21 protein-coding genes are annotated in these 22,206 nt (G+C 68.1%); 11 read left to right on the top strand and 10 right to left on the bottom strand.

The window, feature by feature from the left end:
* From NJ1_RS37150 to NJ1_RS37160, 3 genes are all read right to left on the bottom strand, one after another.
* Positions 1-723, bottom strand: a 723-nt coding sequence (locus NJ1_RS37150) for an HNH endonuclease signature motif containing protein (RefSeq protein WP_157574642.1), incomplete at its 3' end; no start/stop codon positions are given.
* The gene (locus NJ1_RS40915) at positions 723-1,193 is read right to left on the bottom strand and encodes a DUF222 domain-containing protein (RefSeq protein WP_067704846.1); all 471 of its coding nucleotides are present in this window, start codon (positions 1,191-1,193) and stop codon (positions 723-725) included. The genes NJ1_RS40915 and NJ1_RS37150, both read right to left, overlap by 1 nt.
* Positions 1,194-1,545: 352 nt before the next feature.
* The gene (locus NJ1_RS37160; protein ID WP_084479254.1) at positions 1,546-2,187 is read right to left on the bottom strand and encodes a TetR/AcrR family transcriptional regulator; all 642 of its coding nucleotides are present in this window, start codon (positions 2,185-2,187) and stop codon (positions 1,546-1,548) included.
* 74 nt (positions 2,188-2,261) lie between these two features.
* Between NJ1_RS37160 and NJ1_RS37165 the strand changes: the two genes are divergently transcribed.
* The 4 genes from NJ1_RS37165 (at position 2,262) to NJ1_RS37180 (ending at position 5,888) form a co-directional block, all read left to right on the top strand.
* Positions 2,262-3,269: a GlxA family transcriptional regulator gene (locus NJ1_RS37165; RefSeq protein WP_067704849.1), complete on the top strand. Its 1,008-nt coding sequence runs from the start codon at positions 2,262-2,264 to the stop codon at positions 3,267-3,269.
* A 107-nt stretch (positions 3,270-3,376) separates the two neighbouring features.
* On the top strand, positions 3,377-4,093 hold the full coding sequence (locus tag NJ1_RS37170; protein WP_067704900.1) for an alpha/beta fold hydrolase: 717 nt from the start codon (positions 3,377-3,379) through the stop codon (positions 4,091-4,093).
* A 52-nt stretch (positions 4,094-4,145) separates the two neighbouring features.
* Positions 4,146-5,111 (top strand): alpha/beta hydrolase, encoded by a 966-nt coding sequence (locus NJ1_RS37175; RefSeq protein ID WP_067704852.1) that lies wholly within the window; start codon positions 4,146-4,148, stop codon positions 5,109-5,111.
* A gap of 48 nt (positions 5,112-5,159) precedes the next feature.
* Positions 5,160-5,888 (top strand): alpha/beta fold hydrolase, encoded by a 729-nt coding sequence (locus NJ1_RS37180; protein WP_067704855.1) that lies wholly within the window; start codon positions 5,160-5,162, stop codon positions 5,886-5,888.
* Positions 5,889-5,916: 28 nt separating this feature from the next.
* On the opposite strand, the gene NJ1_RS37185 is transcribed toward NJ1_RS37180, so the two are convergent.
* A complete protein-coding gene (locus NJ1_RS37185) occupies positions 5,917-6,711 on the bottom strand; it encodes an acyl-[acyl-carrier-protein] thioesterase (RefSeq protein WP_157574644.1) in 795 nt (264 codons plus the stop codon).
* 308 nt (positions 6,712-7,019) lie between these two features.
* Between NJ1_RS37185 and NJ1_RS37190 the strand changes: the two genes are divergently transcribed.
* The gene (locus tag NJ1_RS37190) at positions 7,020-7,931 is read left to right on the top strand and encodes an ADP-ribosylglycohydrolase family protein (protein ID WP_067704858.1); all 912 of its coding nucleotides are present in this window, start codon (positions 7,020-7,022) and stop codon (positions 7,929-7,931) included.
* Between the two features lie 58 nt (positions 7,932-7,989).
* Here NJ1_RS37190 and NJ1_RS37195 read toward each other — a convergent pair whose 3' ends face one another.
* From NJ1_RS37195 to NJ1_RS37205, 3 genes are all read right to left on the bottom strand, one after another.
* Positions 7,990-8,817: a PhzF family phenazine biosynthesis protein gene (locus tag NJ1_RS37195; RefSeq protein WP_067704860.1), complete on the bottom strand. Its 828-nt coding sequence runs from the start codon at positions 8,815-8,817 to the stop codon at positions 7,990-7,992.
* A gap of 157 nt (positions 8,818-8,974) precedes the next feature.
* Positions 8,975-11,494: an HAD-IC family P-type ATPase gene (locus tag NJ1_RS37200; RefSeq protein WP_067704871.1), complete on the bottom strand. Its 2,520-nt coding sequence runs from the start codon at positions 11,492-11,494 to the stop codon at positions 8,975-8,977.
* 65 nt (positions 11,495-11,559) lie between these two features.
* The gene (locus tag NJ1_RS37205) at positions 11,560-12,840 is read right to left on the bottom strand and encodes an MFS transporter (RefSeq protein WP_067704873.1); all 1,281 of its coding nucleotides are present in this window, start codon (positions 12,838-12,840) and stop codon (positions 11,560-11,562) included.
* A gap of 102 nt (positions 12,841-12,942) precedes the next feature.
* Between NJ1_RS37205 and NJ1_RS37210 the strand changes: the two genes are divergently transcribed.
* The 5 genes from NJ1_RS37210 to NJ1_RS37230 all read left to right on the top strand — a co-directional run bounded on the left by NJ1_RS37210 (position 12,943) and on the right by NJ1_RS37230 (position 17,786).
* Entirely contained in the window at positions 12,943-13,419 is a 477-nt protein-coding gene (locus NJ1_RS37210; RefSeq protein WP_067704904.1) for a winged helix-turn-helix transcriptional regulator, read from the top strand.
* Between the two features lie 111 nt (positions 13,420-13,530).
* Positions 13,531-14,457, top strand: coding sequence for an EamA family transporter RarD (gene rarD, locus NJ1_RS37215; protein WP_067704875.1), 927 nt, complete (start codon positions 13,531-13,533; stop codon positions 14,455-14,457).
* Between the two features lie 122 nt (positions 14,458-14,579).
* On the top strand, positions 14,580-16,586 hold the full coding sequence (locus NJ1_RS37220; protein WP_084479257.1) for an ATP-binding protein: 2,007 nt from the start codon (positions 14,580-14,582) through the stop codon (positions 16,584-16,586).
* Complete coding sequence (locus NJ1_RS37225; protein ID WP_067704880.1) at positions 16,568-17,254, top strand: response regulator; 687 nt, start codon at positions 16,568-16,570, stop codon at positions 17,252-17,254. The genes NJ1_RS37220 and NJ1_RS37225 overlap by 19 nt, the downstream gene beginning before the upstream one ends.
* Positions 17,255-17,384: 130 nt before the next feature.
* Positions 17,385-17,786: a VOC family protein gene (locus tag NJ1_RS37230; RefSeq protein ID WP_067704883.1), complete on the top strand. Its 402-nt coding sequence runs from the start codon at positions 17,385-17,387 to the stop codon at positions 17,784-17,786.
* 92 nt (positions 17,787-17,878) lie between these two features.
* Here NJ1_RS37230 and NJ1_RS37235 read toward each other — a convergent pair whose 3' ends face one another.
* Positions 17,879-18,496, bottom strand: coding sequence for a class I SAM-dependent methyltransferase (locus tag NJ1_RS37235; protein ID WP_067704885.1), 618 nt, complete (start codon positions 18,494-18,496; stop codon positions 17,879-17,881).
* A 56-nt stretch (positions 18,497-18,552) separates the two neighbouring features.
* Positions 18,553-19,950, bottom strand: a complete 1,398-nt coding sequence (locus NJ1_RS37240; RefSeq protein ID WP_067704893.1) for an alpha/beta hydrolase family protein — start codon at positions 19,948-19,950, stop codon at positions 18,553-18,555.
* Between the two features lie 209 nt (positions 19,951-20,159).
* Here NJ1_RS37240 and NJ1_RS37245 point away from each other — a divergent pair, with 209 nt between their 5' ends.
* On the top strand, positions 20,160-21,413 hold the full coding sequence (locus NJ1_RS37245) for a serine hydrolase domain-containing protein (RefSeq protein ID WP_067704906.1): 1,254 nt from the start codon (positions 20,160-20,162) through the stop codon (positions 21,411-21,413).
* Between the two features lie 190 nt (positions 21,414-21,603).
* Here the strand turns inward: NJ1_RS37245 and NJ1_RS37250 are convergent.
* A partial coding sequence (locus NJ1_RS37250) for an AMP-binding enzyme (RefSeq protein WP_157574646.1) occupies positions 21,604-22,206 on the bottom strand: 603 nt, incomplete at its 5' end.

The following is a 22,206-nucleotide window of genomic DNA, read 5'->3' on the forward strand; positions in this document are numbered from 1 at the left end:
GGGTCCGCCCTTGCTGTGTTCGGTGATGTGATGCACCGCAGCCAAGGTGGCGGGAGCACTGCAACCCGGGCGGGTGCAGCCACGCTCGGCAGCGATCAACACCCTGCGTTGCGCGGGACTGGCCAAACGCTCCCCGTGTCCGAGGTGCAGGGGCATGCCGGTGTGGTCGAACAACGCCAAGAACGGCTTGGACCGCTCAGCGAGTTTGAGGGCTTCCGGGATGGACACCGTGCCCCCGGAGGCGGTGGTGGCCACACCGGCAGCGTCTTCGAGTTCGGAAAGCGTCATGGTGACGATTGCTTCCACCGGCAGACCACGATGCGATCCGAGTTTGCCGGGTCCTATTTCCGGGCGCAGGAATGCCAGCAGCGCATCGTGATTGCGTTGCGCGGCACTGCGGCTATCGCGTTGCGCGGCGGCGTCGAGGATCTCGCGGCTCACGTGGTCGGTGTCAGCGAACGGGCTGTCGGGATCCTCGGGGTTGCACATGCCCGGGCGGGCCAGTTTCGCCAGGACCGGTTCCAGCAGCGCCCGCAACGCGGGTGTGATCTCGCCTTTCAGCAGGCTCATGCCGTCGAGGCGTTGGTCGCACAGCACGATCCCACGCAGGCGGGCGCGGTCGGTGTCGTCGGTGAGGGTGCCGTCGGGGTCCAGGTGCGCGGACAGGGAATTGCCGATCCGGGGCAGGTCATCAGGCGACCCAGACCGCGCGTGCTCGGCCATCACTTGCTCGGCGGCGTCGCGGTCTGCACGCGAGATGGCGTGCGGGGTCGGTGCATGATGTTGCCGATCGCGCGGGCATGCTCGGGCGAGATTTCCCCGGCTGCTTGGATTTTCGCGGTGTAGGCCAGCAGGGGTTCGAGGTCTTGCCCGGTGATGTCGTGCCAGATCCCGAACTGCTGAGCGGCCTTCATGCGCCCGAATGCTTCCCGGTGCGAGAGCCGCAGCGCTTGTTCCAGAAATCGGACGGCGTCACGTACTCCTGCGCGTTGCGGGATGGACCGTTCTACGACCTCGATCACCAGTCGGTGCTCCAACGCGGCGAGGCGTCGTTTGCTGGTTTCGACCGAGCGCATCAGTTCGGTGACCCCGTCATCGGTCAACGGCGCGAGGTTCGCATCGAGCAGGGTGTCGACTGCGGTGGCCAGTCCGGCTCCCGCAGTGTCTCCGATTCCCGTCTCGTTCGAACGCATGTGCTAATTCTACCGCGCGGGATCATCGAACGGAACAGAAAACCCTATCTGAACTGCACGTATTCAGACCATGAGACTTTCCAGTCTCTTTGCGCTTTCTCTTCTCGGCGGCTTTTCGCCCCCCTTGTTCGCGCTGTCGTCACAGGCCATGGCAACACCGCATCGCCCCTGTTCGAGTCGAAGTCCCGAGCTGGACTGTGAAGCGGCGCAGTGACTTTCGTGCACCAGCCTTTGATTCCCCGGCAATCACGTCCAATTCAGTGCGGCCTCGGCCCGTGTGCGGATGGCCGGTCAAAGCGGCAACCACCGAATCGCCGCAGTTCGCGGCGGACCGGCATTTCTGCCGACCCCGCTACTTGCGCGTCCCGGTTCGCCGACTCGGTAATACCTGGACCTCATCCGCCCACCCCGCAGGCAGAGCGCTGCTCGACACCTCGGCGATCTCCAGCAACCGTTCGGCTGGAATTCCCAAGCGACTCAACTGGATCAGTCCCTGCGAAACCATCACCAGGTTGGCGCTCAAAGCCGAGAGTGTCGCCTCGTCCACCGCCGGGTCGAGCCCCACCGCGGCGCCCAGGCGCTCGGCGACACTGTCTTCCATCGCGGCGGTCGCCTGTGTGCCGATCGTGACGACTTCGGGTATCCGTCCGCCGAGTTCGGTGATGCTGTTGAGCATCAGGCATCCGCGCCTGTCCGGTTGTGCGGCACAGTCTTCGACGACCGCGCGGAACAGTGCGCGAACGGCGTTCCTCGCCGATCCGGGAGTGGAGGTGATTACCTCGCGTACGAATTCGGCCCGTTGCTCGCAGTACCGCGTGAATGCGGTCAGGAACAGTCCGCGCTTGTTGCCGTACGCGGCGTAGACGCTTCCGTTTCCGACTCCGGTGGCCCTCGAGACGTCCTCGATCGAGGTGTTGTCGAACCCTTTCGACCAGAACAGTTCGGTCGCGGTAGCGAGCAGGTTCGATTCGTCGAACTGTCGTGGCCTGCCCATGGCCTCACCGTACCAATCGGAGTGTTGCGCGGCGCACGTTGTTATGGAGCCGTTCCTCCACAATACTGGTTGACATGTCCCCGAATTTCGCCGAGGCGTCCGTTCGCCGAGTGGGTGTTCTGGTCTTCGACGGCGTGAAGATGCTCGATTTCTGCGGACCGGCTGAGGTGTTCGTCGAGGCCAATCAGTCGGTGCGGGGATATGAGGTGGTGCTGATCTCGCCGGACGGCGGGGATGTGCAGACCTCGATCGGGGCGCGGATCCAGGCGAATTGCGCCGTCGCGGACGCCGGACGGTTCGATACCGTCGTCATCCCCGGCAGCGAGCTCGCCCCCGAGAAGTTCGTGACGCCACAGGTACTGGCCGCGGCCGAGCGACTGTCGTGGAATACCCGCCGGATCGCCTCGATCTGCAGCGGTGCCTTCGTCCTGGCCGAACTGGGACTCTTCGACGGTCGCCGCGCGACCACGCACTGGAAGTTCGCCTCGGAACTCGCGCGGCGGTATCCGGCGGTCGCGGTGGATCCGGACTCGATCTTCGTGCGTGATGGGAACCTGTACAGCTCGGCGGGGGTCGCGGCCGGTATGGATCTCGCGTTGGCTCTGGTGGAGGAGGATCACGGCGCGGATATCGCACGGCGCGTGGCGCAGTCGCTGGTCGTGTACATGCAGCGCGCGGGTGGACAATCCCAGTTCTCGGCCTCCCTGAGCGGTCCGGTGCCGCGCAGCCCCCTGGTTCGCGGGGTGGTCGATCTGATCTGCGCGGATCCTGCCTTCCCACATACGGTTCAGAGTCTCGCGGCGCACGCGCGAGTGAGCGTGCGTCATCTCACCCGCCTCTTCCGCGCCGAGCTGGAGCGTTCTCCCGCCGACTACGTCGCCTTCATTCGATTCGGTCTGGCGCGCGACATGCTGCACTCGGGAAGAAATGTGACCGATACCGCGATGGTCGCCGGATACGGTAGCAGCGAGGCGCTGCGCCGGGCCTTCGTCGCACGTCTGGGCATCTCGCCTCGGAAGTATCAGCAGCGCTTCCGATCCACCGGTGCGCTCGATCCCGTGAGCATGGAGGCCGTGTCCTGATCGGTGGTATTCACGGCCGGTGGAGGGGGGCGCGGCAGGCGGCACTCGAACCAGACTGATCGGGGCACCCGGTTGTCACACCTCACTCAGTATTGGAGCAGAACGCCATGTCTTCGACTCCGGCCATCGTTCTCGTGCACGGCGCCTTCGCCGATGCCGCGAGCTGGGCTCCCGTCACTGAACTTCTTCTCTCCCAAGGGCATCGCGTGTTCGCGCCGCCGGTCTTCAACCGCAGCCTGGCCGCCGATGCGGCGTACATCAGATCATTCGTGGAGCAGATCGACGGCCCGGTGCTGCTGGCCGGGCACTCCTACGGCGGTGCGGTCATCACGGTGGCCGGTGTCGCCGACAACGTGGTCGGGCTGGTCTACGTCTCCGGCTACGTGCTGGAGGAGGGCGAGAGTCTGGGGGAACTGCAGAGCCGATTCCCGGACTCCGATCTCGCGAACCATCTGATCTACCGGCCCTACACGGTCGAGGGTGGCGAGCCCGGCACCGACGTGTCGGTCGAGATCGATGCGTTCGCGCAGGTGTTCGCCGCGGGACTGGATGCCGCGAAGGCCGCGGTGCTTGCGGTCTCGCAGCGCCCGCTCTCCGCGGTCGCGTTCGGTGAGCCCGCGCTCGCGGCGGCGTGGAAGAGCACGCCGGGCTGGGGCATCGTGTCCAGCGCCGATCGGACCATCAACCCGGATGTCGAGCGATTCGGGTACGAGCGCGCCGGGTTGCGGACCGTGGTGGAGATCGATGCCCCGCACCTGGTTATGCAGACTCATCCGCGTGAGGTCGCGACCGTCATCACCGACGCGATCGCCGAATTGTCCTGAGCGGCAAGCACAGTCGTTCTTCCGATCGTCTCGACTAACGAAAGGCATTCTCATGTCGGGTAATCCGCTGGCTATCTCGCTCGAACCGGCCGCGCAGGAATTCGTCGACGCGACCTCGCAGCCGCCGTTCCTCTACCAGCTCGCTCCGGAAGAAGGCCGCAAGGCGGTGGATTCGGTGCAGGATTCGCCGATCTTCAAGCCGGAGATCGACGAGGAATGGATCACCGTCGAGGGCGGGCCGACCGGATCGGTGCGGGTGCGGATCGTCAAGCCCGAAGGTGCGACCGAGGTGCTGCCGGTGATCCTCTACACCCACGGTGCGGGCTGGGTCTTCGGTGACGCGCACACGCACGATCGGCTGGTGCGGGATCTCGCGGTCGGCGTGCACGCGGCTGTGGTGTTCCCGGAGTACGACCGGTCACCTGAGGTGCGCTACCCCGTCGCCAACGAGCAGTCCTATCGGGTCGCGCAGTGGGTCACCACGCACGGCGCGGAGAAGGGCCTCGATTCGTCGCGGATCGCGATCGCAGGTGATTCGGTGGGCGGCAATATGGCGATCGCTCTGACGCTCATGGCCAAGGAGCGCGGTGATGTGTCGTTCGCCCAGCAGGTGCTGTTCTATCCGGTGACCGACGCCAACTTCGACACCGGCTCCTATCTGAAGTTCGCGGAGGGATACTTCCTCGCGCGCGAGGGCATGAAGTGGTTCTGGGATCAGTACACGACCAGCGAGGAGGATCGCGCGCAGATCACCGCCTCACCGCTGCGGGCGACCACCGAGCAGCTGAGCGGCCTGCCGCCGGCGCTGGTGATCACGGGTGAGGCCGATGTGCTGCGCGACGAGGGCGAGGCGTACGCGGGCAAGCTGCGGGCGGCCGGTGTGCCGGTGACGCAGATCCGGTACGGCGCGATCATCCACGACTTCGTGATGGTGAATTCTCTGCACGACACGCACGCCGCCAAAGCCGCTGTGGCACAGGCGGTCGCGACCCTGCGCGGCGCGCTGTACCCGGCGTGAGCGCGCCATCGTCTTTCCACTATCGATCGAGATCCAAGAGAGCCACTCATGAGCACTGAACAGAGTTCTTCGTCCGCGCCGACCATCGTGCTCGTGCACGGGGCGTTCGCGGACTCCTCGAGCTGGAACGGCGTGGCCGGACGACTTCGCGCGCAGGGGTATTCGGTGGTCGCCGCCGCGAATCCGTTGCGTGGGCTGCACAGCGATGCCGCGTATGTCTCCGCGGTGCTGGACGGTATCGAGGGGCCGTGCGTGGTCGCCGGTCATTCCTACGGCGGCAGCGTCATCACCGAGGCGGCGGCGGGCAAGCCGAATGTCGTTGCGCTGGTGTACATCGCGGCGTTCATTCCCGATGAGGGCGAGAGCGCTCTCGAGCTGACCGGCAAGTTCCCCGGTTCCACGCTGGCCGAGGCCACCCGCCCGGGGAGTTATCCGGTGCCGGCTGGCGAGCCGGGTACCGAGCTGTACATCCGGCAGTCGGCGTTCCCCGCGCAGTTCGCCGCCGACGTGGACGAGCCGACGGCGGAACTCATGGCCGTGACCCAGCGTCCGGTCGCGTTGTCCGCGTTGCAGGAACCCGCCGCCGCCGCGGCCTGGCGGTCGATTCCCGCGTTCGCCCTCCTGACCACCGAGGACAAGAACATCCCCGTCGAGGCGCAGCGATTCATGGCCGAGCGCGCCGCCGCGACCGTCGTGGAAGTGGCTGCCTCGCACGCGGTGTCGGTGTCCCGGCCCGATATCGTGGCTGATCTGATCCAGCGGGCCGCACACAGCTAGTGCGTGCACCGACGTCTGCGCGTCGTCGTCAGGGCGCGGCGCGCAGTTGCGCCACGGCGCGAACGTCGCCGTCGACCGCGAACCAGAGGTCGAGTGCGTCCTGTCCGCCCACCGTGTGCACGTCGAGTTGTTCGCCGTAGCGGATGGGCTTGTTGTATTCCAGGACGAACCGGTGCGGTCCCCCGGTGAGGTCTTCGGCTTCGGCCGCGAACTCGTGGACGGCGTGCCAGTAGGCGGTGTTCGTGACGTGCCCGAAGTGGTCGACGTCGGTGCGGCGCAAGGGGAATCGGGCGCCGGTGGCGTGGGGCAGTGGTTCGCCGAGCCACTGCTTCCAGCGCAGGCGGTGTTCGTCGGTGGTGGTGGACATGAGCTCGAAGAACTTGTCCTGCACCCGGGAGGGGCTCATCGTCTCCTTGTTCATGTGGATCCAGAAGCCCTCGGTGTCGATGAGGCCGCCGTTGTCCGAATCGATCCGCACGCGCATGGTGCACCAGCGCGGGGAGATGCCGGAGCACCAGCGGCGCAGGCGCAGCTGGGCGGGCCAGGCGATCGGGCGGATCACGTCGATGACCGTGCGGCGCACGATCCAGTGCGGGTGGGTGTCCAGCGCCTCGCAGTGCACCAGGTGGTCGACGCCCGCATCCTGGATGTGCCGGGCGATCCCGTCGATGCGCAATCCCTGGTTCTCGTCCATGTCGACGGTGCCCAGCCGCCGGTCGATATCGAAGATGTGCCCGGATGTCGGCACGGCGGGAAGCGGGCGCAGCAGCGGATGCATCTCGTTCGCCGCCATCGGCGGTGTACTGACCAGCTGACTCATCATCGGCAAACCTCCGGATATTCCAACCGTGTACGGGGGAGCGGGGATGCACAGAGCGACTGCGGCGGCAACGCTGAGCCGGAGTTGCCCCGAGCGTAGTGCAGTGATGCGCCGAGTTCCGCCTGTGGCCGCCGGTGTGCTCCCGCCCCCGGGTCCACCGGTCTACTCAGGGCTCTACGCGAGCGGGGCCGCGGATGTTCATCGGCGAATTCGTGTCGATGCCGTATGGGCGCGCCGGGTCGGTGCGTGGCTGTCGTACGGTCGTAGCAAAGTGGCGTGCAAGTTCGTCGAACGAGAGGGGCCGGCTTCCGATGGAATTGACTGCGGAGCAGATCGATCGGGCCGAGGGCGTGTTGCTGGGGACCGCCGCCGGGGACGCGCTGGGCGCGGGGTACGAGTTCACCCATCCGGGACCGGACGTGGTCATCGACATGATCGGCGGCGGAACGTTCGATTGGGCGCCGGGCGAGTGGACCGATGACACCTCGATGGCGATCGCGGTGGCCAAGGGGGCTGCCGAGGCCGGCGCGCTGCACGAGGAGGCGGGGTTGAACGCGGTCGCGGCCGAGTTCGTGTCGTGGTGGGATTCCAAACCGCCGGACGTGGGATTCCAGACCGGGCAGGTGCTGCAGTGGCGCAGTCCGACCGGACGGGAGATGCAGGTTCGTGCGCACGATCTGGGTGGATTGAAGGCCGGGAACGGATCGTTGATGCGGACCGCTCCGGTGGCGCTGGCGTACCTGGACGATCCGGAGCACTGCATGAAGGCCGCGGCCGTGGTCAGCTCGCTCACGCATTACGATCCGCAGGCCATGCAGGCGTGCAAATTGTGGTCGTGGGCGATTCGGCACGCGGTGCTGCACGGGACGTACGACGGTGTGCGAGAAGGGCTTTCCTCGGTCGACGCCGGGTTCTGGGCGCCGCTGCTGGATACCGCGGAGAACGGCGGGCCCGAGGACTTCCCGAAGAACGGCTGGGTGGTGCACGCGCTGCAGACCGCGTGGTGGGCCATCACCAATACCGACGATCTGCCCGCCGCACTGGAACTCGCGGTCCGCGCGGGTGGTGACACCGACACCACGGCGGCCATCGCGGGCGGACTGCTGGGGGCACGGTGGGGAGCGTCGGCGATTCCGGAGCGCTGGCGTGGACTGCTGAACGGATATCCGGGGTATCGCGCGGACGATCTGGTCGCGTTGACCCACCGGATCATCTCGCGCTGAGCCGAGCAGCCTCGGTGCGGAAGCGGGGGTGTTCACTCCGCCCGCCGGGCAGCGTGATTCAGTCAGGCAGCCGGACCACGCCGTCGAGATATCGGCGGCATCGCCCGGCCAGACGGACCCGGCCGCGAGTGAGGGTGCAGCGCAGGAAGCCGCCGCGGCGGGACAACTGGCGGGCGGTGAGGGTGGTGCGGCCGAGGGTCTTCGCCCACAGCGGCGCGAGTTGAGCATGGGCGGAACCGGTTACGGGATCCTCGGGGACGCCGACACCGGGTGCGAAGAAGCGGGAGACGAAATCGGCGCCTTCGCCGGGCGCTGTGATGACGACCCCGCGGCCGAGTTCGGGGAAGGCCGCGAAATTCGGGCTCGCCTCGCGCACTTCGAGTTCGGAGCCGAGGACCAGCACCACGTCGGTGCCCTCGAAGGCGCGCAGCGGGCGGACGCCGATCGCGTGCGCGAGCGCGGCCGGGATCTGCTCCCGCACAGGCACTTCCACCGATTCGACCACCGGCAGGTCCAGGATCAGATCGTCGCGGTCCCGGTCCACCCGCAACCAGCCGCTGCGGGTGTAGAAGTGCACGCGGTCCGCGCCGGGATGCATATCGTCGAGAATCTGTGCGGCACTGGCCAGGGTGGCGTGCCCGCACAGGTCGACCTCCGCCGCAGGAGTGAACCAGCGCAGGTGGAAGGCGGGGGAGTTGTCCGGCGCCGAACCGGCTTCCGCGGGCAGTGCCGAAGTGTAGAAGGCGGTTTCGGCGAGATTGTTCTCCTCGGCGACCTGCTGGAGCAGCTCGTCGGGTAGCCAGGACATCAGCGGCATCACCGCCGCCGGGTTGCCCGAGAACGGTGCGTCCGCGAACGCGTCGATCTGATGCAGCAGGACCTCCATGGCGCACAAAGGTACCCGTCGATTCGATGCCTGCCCAGGACCGGGACAATTCACCGGCGAGCCAAACCATGTGACCAGTTCGGGTTCTGTCGGACACGACGACGGCGGCGCACCGAATGGTGCGCCGCCGTCATATCGAGCCGGAATACCTTGGGGGTCAGTGCCTTCCGGCAGTCAGCGGGGAATCCTCCGAGTCGCCTGGCGAGCCGGGCAGCAGATGCGGTGTCTCGCCGCGTAGTCGGGCGCTGAGCCACCATGCCGCCTCGACCAGGACCACGCCGATGACGCCGCAGACGATCGCGGAGGTGGTGAGCGCGACATTGGACGGGTCGAGCTTGAAGAACTCCCGGGTGAACGGCAGGGCGAACAGGATCAGGTAGCCGACAACGGATCCCGCGATCAGCACCGCCTTCCACCACACCCACGGCCGGGCCACGATGGCCAGCACCCAGACCGCGATGATCAGCAGCGTGATGAGCGCGGTCGTGCCCGACTGGATCTTCGCGGTCTCACCGGCATCGGGGCCGTCGTAGGCGATCAGGTAGGAGATGAAGGTCATCACGCCGATCACGACGCCGGACGGGATCGCCAATTGCATGACGCGGCGGACGAATCCGGTGCGGGCGCGCTCGTTGTTCGGCGCCAGCGACAGCACGAAGGCGGGGATGCCGATGGTGAACCAGGCCGCGATAGTCACGTGCCGGGGCAGGAACGGATAGCCGATCGCCTTGTAGTGGAAGATCTGCGAGCCGATGCCCGCGATGCCGATCAGGAAGGCCAGCACCACCGAGTACACGGTCTTGGTGAGGAACAGGTTCGAGACCCGCTCGATATTGCCGATCACGCGCCTGCCCTCGCCGACCACGTACGGCAGCGTCGCGAACTTGTTGTCCAGCAGCACGATCTGCGCCACCGACCGGGTGGCGGGGCTGCCCGAACCCATGGCGACGCCGATATCGGCGTCCTTGAGCGCGAGGACGTCGTTCACGCCGTCGCCCGTCATGGCGACGGTGTGCCCGCGCGATTGGAGTGCGGAGACCATGGCGCGCTTCTGATCCGGGCGCACCCGGCCGAAGACGGTCTGCTCGGCCAGCACATCGGCCAGCTCGTCCTGATCGCTGGGCAGCGTGCGGGCATCGACCGGATGTTCGCCGCCGGCCAGTCCGAGCGAGGCGGCGACCGCGCCGACGGAGACGGCATTGTCACCGGAGATGACCTTGGTATCCACGTGCTGCGAGGCGAAATATTCGAGAGTGCCCTTGGCGTCCGGGCGGATTCGCTGTTCGAGCACCACGAGGGCGGCGGGGGTGACGGTGCCGGGGGCATCCGCCGCGTCCACCGCGCGGTCGCTGCTCGCCAGCAGCAGCACGCGCAGGCCCTTCGCGCCGATCTCCTGTGCGGTGCCGGCGGCGTCGGAGTCCGGGTCGAGCAGGACGTCGGGCGCGCCGAGCAGCCAGTTGCCGTGCTCGCCGTAGGAGAATCCGCTCCACTTCTTCGCCGAGGAGAACGGGGCGATGCCGGAGGTCGCCCAGCCGGGGGAATCCGGCAGCGCCTCCTTGATGGCCAGCACGCTGGCGTTCGGGCGCGGATCGTCCGCGGCCATGGCAGCGAGCACCCGGCGCAATTCCTCACTGCCGCCGAGTGATTCGGGCTCGGGGTTGTCGCCCTTGGCCGACACGTCCGGGACGTGGGCCTTCTCCACGGGCTGGATCTCCGACAGGCGCATGCCGTTCTCGGTGAGGGTGCCGGTCTTGTCCGCGCACACCACGTCCACGCGGGCGAGGCCCTCGATGGCGGGCAATTCCTGCACCAGGCACTGGCGCCGGCCGAGCCGGACCACGCCGACCGCGAAGGCGATCGAGGTCATCAGCACCAGACCCTCGGGGACCATCGGCACCAGGGCCGCGACCATGCCGTTGACGGCGGGCCGCCACGATTCCTTACTGGAGACCAGCTGGTTGTAGATCGAGAGCAGGCCCGCCGGGATCAGCAGGTAGGTGATCACCTTCAGGATGGTGTCGATGCCGTTGCGCAGTTCGGAATTCACCAGCGTGAACTTGCTGGCCTCGTCCGCGAGCTTGGCCGCGTACGCCTCCTTGCCGACCTTGGTGGCCCGGTACGCGCCGCTGCCGGACACCACGAAGCTGCCCGACATGATCTGCGCGCCAGTGGTTTTGTCGATCGGGTCGGCCTCACCGGTGAGCAGCGACTCGTCCACCTCGAGCAGTTCGGCCTCGAGCACCTCGCCGTCGACCACGATCTGATCGCCGGGCCCGAGCTCGATGATGTCGTCCCGCACGATCTCCTGCGGCGCGACCTCCTGCGCCTTGCCCTCGCGTCGCACCATCGGACGCGCCTGGCCCACGATGGCGAGCTCGTCGAGGGTCTTCTTGGCGCGCACCTCCTGGAAGATGCCGATCGCGCTGTTCGCGATGATCAGCAGGCCGAACATGCCATCGATGATCGACCCGGTGGCCAGCACCAGAATGAACAGCACACCGAGGATGGCGTTGATGCGGGTGAAGATGTTCGCCTTCACGATGTCCCGCACCGACCGGCTGGCCCGCTGCGGTACGTCATTGGTGAGCCCGTCGCGGCGGCGCTGCTCCACTTCGGCGGAGGTGAGGCCGGTCGCCGGCGGGCTTGCCGGTATCGCGTTCTCTGCGGTGATCGACATGTTCGACAGCCTAGAGCGTCACCGGCCCGAAGCCGGTCCACGCTGGTGAGCGGTGCTGGCGCGTCTCAGCGCCACCGGCTCCGGGTCCAGAGGGCGAACGCGGCCGCGCTGATCCCCGCGCCGAGGCCGCACACGGCGCCCCACCCGGCCGTGTCGTAGAGCCAGGTCGAGGTGATCGCGCCGAGGGCGCTGCCGGCCGAGTAGAAGATCATGTAGCCGCCGATGATCCGGCTTCCGGCGTCCGGGCGGATCGCGTAGCTCACGCTCTGGTTGGTGACGTGGACCGCCTGCACCGCGAAATCGAGCAGCACCACTCCGGCGGCCAGGGCCCAGAGCGAGTGCCCGGTCAGGGCCAGCGGCACCCAGGACACGGTCAGGAGCGCGAGACCGAGCCCGGTGGTGCGGGTCGAGTGTCCGCGGTCGTTCCACCGCCCCGCCCACGTCGCGGCCACCGCCCCGGCGGCTCCCGCCAGGCCGAATGCGCCGATTGCCGTGGTGGACAGGGAATACGGCGGTGCGCTCAACGGGAGCGCGACGCAACTCCACAGGGTGCTGAAGGCCGCGAAGATCAACAGCGCGAAGCTGCCGCGCAGCCGCAGTACGGGTTCGGTCGCGAAGAGGGTGACCGTGGAGAGCACCAGCGTGCGGTATCGACGCACGTGGTCGGCTGCCTGCCGTCGTCGGATGGGGTGTGACGGTTCGGCAGCGCGTGACGGCTCGCCCGGCTGTGATCGTGCGGCGGGCAGTGACCGGTGCACCGCGAGTGCCAGCGCGCAGGCTGTTACCGCTGACAGCAGGTACACCGCCCGCCATCCGGCCAGATCCGCGACCGCGCCGGACACGGTGCGGGCCAGCAGGATTCCGATCACTATTCCGCTGGTGACCGCACCCACCACCCGGCCGCGACGAGCCTCGGGCGCGAGTGCGGCGCCGAAGGCAACCAGGGTCTGGGTGACCACCGCCAGCAGTCCCACACCGGCCGTCCCCGCCAACAGCACCGCCGCGTTCGGTGCGCTGCCGACCACCATCAACGCCACTGCCAGCAGCGCCATCTGGCCGACCACCAGCCGCCGCCGATCGATCAGGTCCCCGAGCGGCACCAGCAGAAACAACCCCACCCCGTACCCGATCTGGGTCAGCGTCACCACGAGCCCGAATGCCGCCGCGGACAACCCGAGTTCGCCACCGATCTGCACCACGAGCGGTTGCGCGAAGTACACATTGGCCACGCAGGTCCCACTCGCCACGGCAAGCAGCGCGACCACCCGCCGAGACGGCGCGGTCGCGGACGTCCCCGCTCCGCACTCCCGATGTGCTGCCGGTTCGGCTTCCGAAGGCGTGTGCACTCGGCGGCTCCTGGTTTCAAGTTGCTACTAGGTCTGCGTCGGACGCTAGCTCGAGTTGGTAGCATGTTGCAACCAGGAGTTGACGGTCAGGAGGTAGCGGCGGTGGTGAAGCGGACTCGGCTGGACGGAAGCGAGTGCCCGGTGGCCCGGTCGGTGGATGCGATCGGGGACTGGTGGTCGCTGCTGATCGTTCGGGACGCGTTCGACGGGAGTCGGCGGTTCGGTGAGTTCCAACGGAGTCTGGGGGTGGCGAAGAACATTCTCAGTGCGCGACTGAGTGCGTTGGTGGAGGCCGGAATCATGGAGTCGGTGCCCGTCTCGGAGGCGAGCGCGTATCGGGAGTACGTGCTGACGGCCAAGGGGGAGCGGTTGTTTCCGGTCGTCGTGGCGCTGCGGCAGTGGGGGGAGGAGAACTTCTTCGCTCCGGGCGAGGCGCATTCGCGGTTGGTGGATCGGCGCGACGGGAAAGAGTTGCGGCCGCTGGAGATTCGCGGTGCGGATGGGCGGGAGTTGACGCCTGCGGACACGGTCGTGCAGAAGGTGGGCGGGCTCGGCTCGCAGGAGGACCCACTCCGCTGACCTGAGGCACGCGTCCGATATCCGCTGTCCCGGGATTGTTGCGCAGGCTAACGTAGTTGGGTGAGCGAGCACTCGGCAGCGGGAGATATCGCGGGGGAGAGCGGCGTCGGAGTGCGGGGCGGGCGGGGGAAGCCCGCGGCCGGGCGGGACGCGGGGATCGGGTTCGGGGTCGGCGCCTATCTGCTGTGGGGGTTGTTTCCGGCGTTCTTCGGACTGCTGTCGTTCGCGAGCGCGGGGGAGGTGCTGGCTCAGCGGATTCTCTGGACGCTGCTGGTGGCGCTGATTCTGCTGGTGGTCGCCGGGCGGCTCAGGGAGTTGCGCAGGATCGACGCGCGGACCTGGCGGCTGGCGGCGGTGGCCTCGCTGGCGCTGAGCCTGAACTGGGGAACGTACGTCTACGGGGTGATCTCCGAGCAGGTGGTGGAGTGCGCGCTCGGGTACTTCATCAATCCGCTGGTCACCGTGGCGTTCGGTGTGTTGATCTTCCGGGAGCGACTGCGGCGGTTGCAGTGGGTGGCGCTGGGGCTGGGTGCGAGCGCGGTGGTGGTGCTGACCGTGGACTACGGGCGGCCGCCGTGGATCGCGCTGATCCTGGCGTGTTCGTTCGCCACCTACGGGCTGGTGAAGAAGGTGATCCGGCTCGACGCGCTCCCGGGGCTGGCCGCGGAGGGGATCGCGGCCGCGCCGTTCGCGCTCATCGCGGTGATCGTTTTCGGGGTCACCGGGCACGCGACGTTCGGATCGAGCGGCTCACACACGGCGCTGCTGATGGTGACCGGGCCGGTGACGCTGGTGCCGCTGCTGCTGTTCGCACTGGCCGCTCCGCGAGTTCCACTGTCCACCATGGGAATTCTGCAGTATCTCACGCCCGCGCTGCAGTTGACCTGGGGTGTGGTGGTCGGCCACGAGCCGATGCCCGCCTCGCGCTGGGCCGGTTTCGCGCTGATCTGGGTGGCGCTGGCCGTGTTCACGGTGGATGCGCTGCGCCGGTCGCGGCGCGGTCATCCTGTGGTCGCCGACGCGGTCGTCACCGAGTAGGTCGTCGATCCCGGCTCGACCCGTTTCGGAGGTGTTCTGTCCCGGGTTGTGCCGTAGGTGTGTGCGGTAGTCGAAAACTGGGCAATTAGGACGTTTTGCGCGTTGTGCTCAGGGGTTTGCGGATGGTTGTCTACACTGGCCGCGTGAACCTGCTCGGTCCGCGATCCGTCCGGCTGCGTACACAGATCGTGCTGCTCCAGGTAGCCGTGGTGGGATTGACGGTGGGCTTGGCCTTCGGCGTGTTCGCGTATGTGAGCGGTCAGCGTCTGTCCGACGAGTACGGGCAGCGGGCGCTGGCGATCGCCCGCACGGTGGCCTCGGACCCAACCGTGCGCGCGGAGGTGGCTCGGTATGCCGACACCCCGCTGCGGCGCGGACCGGAACTGCGTCAGGAACTCGCAGACGGGCGACTGGAGGAGCTGGCGGACAACGCTCGCCTGCACACCGGCGCGCTGTTCATCGTGATCACCGACGACGCGGGCATCCGGCTCGCGCATCCGGATCGGGGTCGCCTCGGCGATATGGTCAGCACCGATCCTTCGCGCGCGCTGGCCGGTTCCGAGGTGGTGATTCGCGAACACGGCACGCTGGGCGAGTCGGTGCGCGCCAAAGTGCCTGTGCTGGAACCTGATATCGCGCCGGACGGCGATGCGCGGCCGGGCCGGGTCGTCGGCGAGGTGAGCGTCGGGATCTCCACCGAGGCGGTGCACGCGCAATTGCTGCGGGACCTGCGCCGCGCGGGCCTGCTGATCGGTGTGGCGCTGCTGGCGGGCATCGCCGGATCGGTAGTGCTGGCACGTCGCTGGCACGAGCTGACATTGGGGTTGGAGCCGTCCGAACTGGCGGAGCTGGTCCGGGAGCAGGATGCGGTGTTGCACGGCATCGGGGAGGGCGTGGTCGCGGCCGACGCGCGCGGCCGCATCACCGTGGTGAACGACGAGGCGCGGCGGCTGCTCGGGATCGATCCGGCGGCGGGGCGTCCGATGAGCGAGATCGGGCTCACGCCAAGGGTGTTGGAGGCATTCGAAGCGTGCGACGGGCAGGCGGTGCAGGCCGCGGTGGGCGAGCGTCTGGTGGTTCTCACCGCGCGGACCGTGCGCCGCGACGGCCGCTCATTGGGCGCGGTGCTCACCGTGCGAGACCGCACCGACGTGGAATCCCTCACCCGCCAACTGGATGCGGTCCGGTCGATGAGCACCGTGCTGCGCGCCCAGCGCCACGAATTCGCCAATCGGCTGCATCTGCTGAACGGGTTGCTGCACACCGGCCGCTCGGACGAGGCCGCGCGGTACGTGTCCGAACTCCTCGAATCCGGTCCGCTCGGCACGGCGCTGCCCGGCCTCGACATGGTCCGGGACCCGTATCTGACCGCGTTCCTGTCGGCCAAGGCCGCGCATGCCCGCGAGAGCGGCGTCGAGCTGCGGCTGGGCCCGAATACCTGGGTGGACGCGAATGTCGTTGCCCCCGTGGAGGTCACGACGGTGCTGGGCAATCTGCTCGACAATGCCATCGAGGCGGCCAAGGTCGGCCTTCCGCTCGGCGCCGATCCCGTGGCCCCGGCCGGTGGCGCCGACATCGGCACCGCCACCGCTGCGGAAGGACTCGGCGACGACGCGGGTGCTTCGGGGGCCGCCGCCGACAACTCGGGGTCGGTGGCTGTTGTGCAGCCTGGGCGGAGTGCGGCGAACGCGGGCGGCGAGCGTCCGACAGTGAACCGTTCGGAGCGCTCCGTACCCGTCGAGACTCCTGCGCGCGGGAGGTCCGGGGACGCCAGGGCTGTGGTGGAGGTCGAGCTGGTGCGGGAGGGCGGCACCCTGCACGTCGTGGTGCTGGACAGTGGTGCGGGGGTGCCGGTCGAGCTGGTGGATGTCATTTTCACCGAGGGGTTTTCGACGCGGGACGGTGACGGGGTGCCCGGCGGTCGCGGAGTGGGGCTCGCGTTGTCGCGGCAGGTGGCGCGTGCGCGGGGCGGTGACCTGTGGCTGGCGTATCCCGGGGGCGCGGCACTCGCGGCCGGGGCGCCGCCGGGCGCGGAGCCTGCCGAAAGGTCGCTCGGTGGCGCAGAATTCATCGCACGGTTGCCGGGAGTGCTGACGGAGGGAGAGGTGCCATGGGATCGGGAGATCTGAGGGTGCTCGTGGTCGACGACGACTTCCGGGTCGCGAATCTGCACGCGGGGATCGTGGCGGCGCTGCCCGGATTCGAGACCGGGGCCACGGTCAACACGCTGGCGTCCGCGCGCGAGGCGATCGCCGCCGCGGCATTCGATCTGGCCCTGGTGGATGTGTATCTACCCGACGGCTCGGGAATCGAGTTGGTGCGCGAGATCCGCTTCGACGCCATGATGCTCACCGCCGCAATCGAATCCGAGACGGTGCGCGCGGCGATGTCGGCGGGGGCGCTGGGTTACCTGGTGAAGCCGTTCGATCACGCGGTGCTGGGCGCGCGGCTGGCGGGGTACGCCCGGTATCGCCGGATGCTCGCGGCCGAGGAGGTGTCCGCCGGGGAGGTGGACGCGGCACTGGCGGCCCTGCGGCCGGACGCGGCGAGCGGCGGGGCCGGCGCGGCATCGGTTCCGTCCGCGGCGTCGCCGACGAAAGAGTTGGTGCTGCAGGCGGTTCGGGCCGCGGCCGGGCCCATGTCGGCGGCACAGGTGTCCACGGCGATCGGCATCTCCCGGGCCACGGCACAGCGGTATCTCGCGGCGCTGGTCGGGGCGGGCAGCCTGCGCATGCAATTGCGCTACGGCAGCACCGGGCGGCCCGAGCAGGAGTATTCGGCCGGGCCGCAACACTGATGTGACAGCTGACACATCAAGGTTGGCGAATCGCGCGGACATTGGATAGCTTCGAAGGCGTGGCGATGCTCCTGTCGGCCGACTTGCACCGGTCCAGGGTCGGGATCGCCACCAACACAGGAGAACTCCCATAACCATTCAGTTCAATCACACCATCGTCGGCTGCAAGAACAACCGGGAATCCGCCGAATTCTGGGCGGAACTACTCGGACTGAAATTGGGTGATGAGTGGGGCCCGTTCATACCGCTCACGGTCGGTAACGGCGTCACCTTCGATTTCGCCAACGTCCCCCCGGGTATTCCCGGCGGAATTCAGCCGCAGCATTACGCGCTGCTGGTCTCCGAGGAAGAGTTCGACTCCGCCTTCGCGCTGATCACCGCTCGGGAACTCACGTTCTGGGCCGATCCGCGCATGGCACACGAAGGCGAGATCAACCACAACGACGGCGGCCGGGGGATCTACTTCCTCGATCCGGCCGGGCACTACATGGAGCTGATCACCGTCCCGTACGGTGGCTGGCCCGAGCGGTAACGCATCAGCTCGCGCCCGCCGTGGCGCACCACGTCACGGCGGGCGCGAGGGGTCGCGTCTGTGCCCTGCGAACCGCTGTGGGACAGAGGTGTTCAGTGCGAGACAGCGACGCCGAGCGATAGCGCGCCGAGTGTTTTCGGGGTCGGCTTCTCGTAGAAGCGATCCAGCGTGCGCATCTCGAATCCGGCCTCGTCGATCAGTGCGCCGATATCGCGATTCAGATTGCAGCCGCCGAAGAGCGTGCGCTGCAACGGATTGCACCGGTGCTGCCATTTCCGCACCGAGGCGTCGGGTGCGAGCCCGTGCTCGACGAAATGAAAGACGCCGCCGGGCACCAATACTCGGCGCACCTCCGCCAGCGCCGCCATGACATCGGGAATGGTGCACAGCGTCCAGGTCGACAATGCCGAATCGAAACTGTCGTCCTCGAACGGCAGCGACTGCCCGTCCAGGCCGGCGCGTTCCACCGGAATCGGGGACGCCGCGACGCGCCGCGCCGCCATGCGCCAGCCGTTGTCGGCGGGCTCGACCGCGCTGACCGACGTCACCTCGGCGGGATAGAACGGCACGTTCCGGCCCGATCCGAACCCGATCTCGACCACCCGACCGGACAGTCCCGCGCAGGTGCGCACCCGGACCGGATCGAGCATGCGCGATCCGCACGAGAGGTCGATGATTCGGGGGAGCACCCGGTCTTCGTAGATTCCCACGCCACCACTGTCGTCTCGAATCCCCGCGCGCGCCAGCAACGCGCGCGGGTCGTCGCTCAGGACCCGGCCGGGAACCGCTGGGTGAGCCAGGCGGTCACGTAGGTGAGCACCTGCGGGTCGATGGTGGTCTCGATCTTGGTGTATTCGTCGGGCGTGCCCTTGTCGGCGGGCTGCATCAGGTGATTGAGGCCGTCGAACACGTGCACCGTGGCATCGGGATCCTGGGCAAGCAGCGTCTGCGCCGGGCCCGCGCTCTGGGCCGAGGGCACCTGCAGATCCTTGCTGCCGTAGAAGGCCAGCACCGGGATGCGCAGCGCCGAGAGTGCCGGGGCCGGATCGTAATCGACCAGGGCCGCCATGTACGGGGTCACCGATTGGTCGATGGCCGCGTCCGGAATGCGTTCGGCCTCGGGCTGCTTCGCGTTGTACTCCCGCGCGTACTTCTTCACCGCGTCGAGATCACCGGCACGGTAGAGGGCGATCGTGGCGTTCAGGTAGTCGATCTGCGTCGCGATCTGCTCGGGAGTCGAGCCCTGCCCGGCCAGGATCAGGCGGTTCTGCTCCAGCAGCACGTCCGCGCCCGTCACGGCCGGTCCGGCCATCAGGATCGCGAACGCGACGCCGCTGTCCGGGCGTGAGGCGTACAGCGGCGCGAGGTAGCCGCCCTCGCTGTGCCCCATCAGACCGATGCGTGCGCCGTCGATGTCCGAACGGCCGCGCAGGTACCTCATGCCCGCTCCGACGTCGTCGGCGAGCGTCTTGTAGTCGGACTCTTCGAGCTTGCCCCCGGTGCCGCCGACACCGCGGTCGTCGGTGCGCAGCACGGCGTATCCGGCGCGGGTCAGGGTATCGGCGATCAGCAGGAACGGCTTGTGGCCCAGCAGTTCCTCGTTGCGGTCCTGCGCGCCGCTGCCGGAGATCATCAGTACGGCGGGATGCGGTCCGGCGGTATTCGGTTCGGTCAGCGTGCCCGCGATGGTGATATCCCCGCTGCGATAGTTGATGTCCTCGGACTTGTAGGGGAACGGCGCTTTCGGCTCCTGCGGGCGGGGCGGGCCCTCCACCTTGCCGCGAGTCAGGTTCAACGTCAGCGATTGCCCGGACTGGGTGAATGCGCCGGTGATGGTGTCGAGGGTCTTGTCGTACCTGCCCGCGAAGGCCGGGTCGCCGGGGATATCGGGAAGTTTCCAGGACACGGCCGCCGGATCGGTCTTCACCTCGGTCAGCGGTGTGTCGGTCAAGCCCTGCGCGGGGATGTCGATGGTCGCCTTCCCGTCATCGGTGAAGGTGACGCCGACCGCGATCGGATGTTGCGGTATCTCGATGTTGCCGTGCCAATCCCCGCTCACCGTCGGCTTGTCCGAGTCCGAGGATGAGCCCGAGGACGAGCAGGCCGAGGCCGCGAGGACACCGGCGACGACCAGGGTGAGCGAGAGCGACCGCAGCGTGCGCATGCTCGCCAGCGTACGCAGCGGGTGCGGACCGGCGGTGGAACGGCGCCGGGGCTCGCGCGCTCGCGTATCCGCGCGGCGGCGCCGTCAAACCCGGTCACGGTCACGGTTTCCTCACCACTGGGATACTCGAAATAACCTCTGGGCCAACGGAAGTAACGCTCCCGGCGGCGGCATTGCCCGAGATGACACCCGACTCGTACCGTGAGTGGGTGAGCAATGTCGCTTCCTCGGGGCTCCCGGGTCTGCCCACCGCCGTGGGTGGTTTCGCCGCCGCCGAATTCGGTCCGCTGGTTCGTACCTTCGCGCGGATGATCGGCGGTCGTCCCGGAGCCGGGGGTGCGATCACCGTGCACCAGCACGGAGAACCGCTGGTGCGGATGTGGATCGGCGAGGCCGGTCCCGGCACCGCCTGGACCGACGACACGGGCGCGGTGGTCTTCTCCGCCACCAAAGGCATTGCGGCGACGGTCGTTCATCGGCTCGCCGATCGCGGGCTCATCGACTACGACGCCCCGGTCGCCTACTACTGGCCGGAGTTCGCGGCCAACGGCAAGGAACGAATCACGGTGCGGCAGATGCTGTCCCATCGTGCCGGGCTGTCGGGGCTGCCGTCCATTGCCGCGGGGTTGGACGACATTCTCGATCACCGGCTCATGGAACAGCGGCTCGCCGCCTCGAAACCCGATCACCTGCTGGGGATTCCGACCTATCACGCGCTGACGTTCGGCTGGTTGCTCGCCGGTCTGGCGCGCGCGGTCACCGGGCGCGGAATGGCGGAGCTGTTCCGCACGGAGGTCGCCGATCCGCTCGGCATCGACGGTATTCACCTGGGCCGTCCGCCGGTCGGTGCGCCCACCACGCCCGCGCTCATGCAGGGCGGACGGCTGGGATTCGTCGGAACCGCGTCCGTGTCGATGATGCTGGGGCGCGCGTACGGGCTGCCCGGTCCGCTCGGCGCGGCCTCTCGTGCTCTGTTCCTGCCCGGCTTGGAAGACTTCCTGGAGGGTGTGGAACCGCCCATCCTCGATACCGAACTTCCGGCGGGCAACGGGGTGTGCACCGCGACCGGACTGGCGACGCTCTACGGCGCGCTCGCCACCGGCGGCATGAGCAACGGCCGCCGGTTCCTGTCCCCGGAGACGATCCGGGCTCTGCGCCACATCGAGACCTATCGCCTCGATCACGCGCTGTTCTATATCCCGATGATGTGGCACATGGGATATCACTCGCTGCCGATCCCCGGCGCACGCGCCGGCTTCGGTCATATCGGCATGGGCGGCTCGTTCGGCTGGGCAGATCCCGGCAGCGGGCTCTCGGTCGGGTTCGTGCACAACCGGCTTTCGCTCGGTGCGCTGGCGACCGATCAAATGGCGTCAGCGTGGGTGCTGCCGCTGGTGGTGCGGGGCGCACGCGCTGCGCGTCGCACCACCACTACCGTTCTTCCGGATCGACAGGTGGCCTGACCCGAGACGGTGGACCCGCCCTCATCGGCGGGTCCACCGCATCGCGGCGCCGGGTAACGAGGTCCCGGCACCGCCGTCAGGTGCCTGTTCTCAGCTGTACATGGTCGACTTCGTCTCTGTCGCACGGATTCGACTTCGTCGCGGTCGCACAGGTTCGACTTCGTCTCAGTCGCAAGGATTCGACTTCGTCTCAGCGGCGCGCGATCGACTCGAACACGGTGGGATCCACCAGGGTCGAGGTGTCGCCCAGCTCGCGGCCCTCGGCCACATCGCGCAGCAGGCGGCGCATGATCTTGCCCGAACGGGTCTTCGGGAGCTCCGGGACCACGTGGATCTCCCGCGGGCGGGCGATCGGGCTGATCGCGCGGGAGACCTCGGCCTTCAGATCGCCCACCAGCGTCTCGCCGGTGTCGGAGGCGTCGGCGGTGAGGATGACGAAGGCGACGATGCCCTGACCGGTGGTCTCGTCACTCGCCCCGACGACGGCGGCCTCGGCGACCCCGGAGTGACCCACGAGCGCGGATTCGACTTCGGCGGTGGAGATTCGGTGGCCCGAGACGTTCATGACGTCGTCCACGCGGCCCAGGATCCAGAGATCGCCGTCCGCATCGAGTTTCGCGCCGTCACCGGCGAAATACCAGCCGTGCGAAGCGAATCGGTCCCAGTAGGTGGCGCGGAAGCGGTCGGGGTCACCCCAGATGCCGCGCAGCATGGCGGGCCAGGGCTGGTCCATGACGAGCAGACCGTTGGCGTCGCGGTCGCCCAGGTCGGCGCCCTCCTCGTCCACGATGCG

The sequence above is a fragment of the Nocardia jejuensis NBRC 103114 genome (genome assembly GCF_001613145.1).
Classification (GTDB): domain Bacteria; phylum Actinomycetota; class Actinomycetes; order Mycobacteriales; family Mycobacteriaceae; genus Nocardia; species Nocardia jejuensis.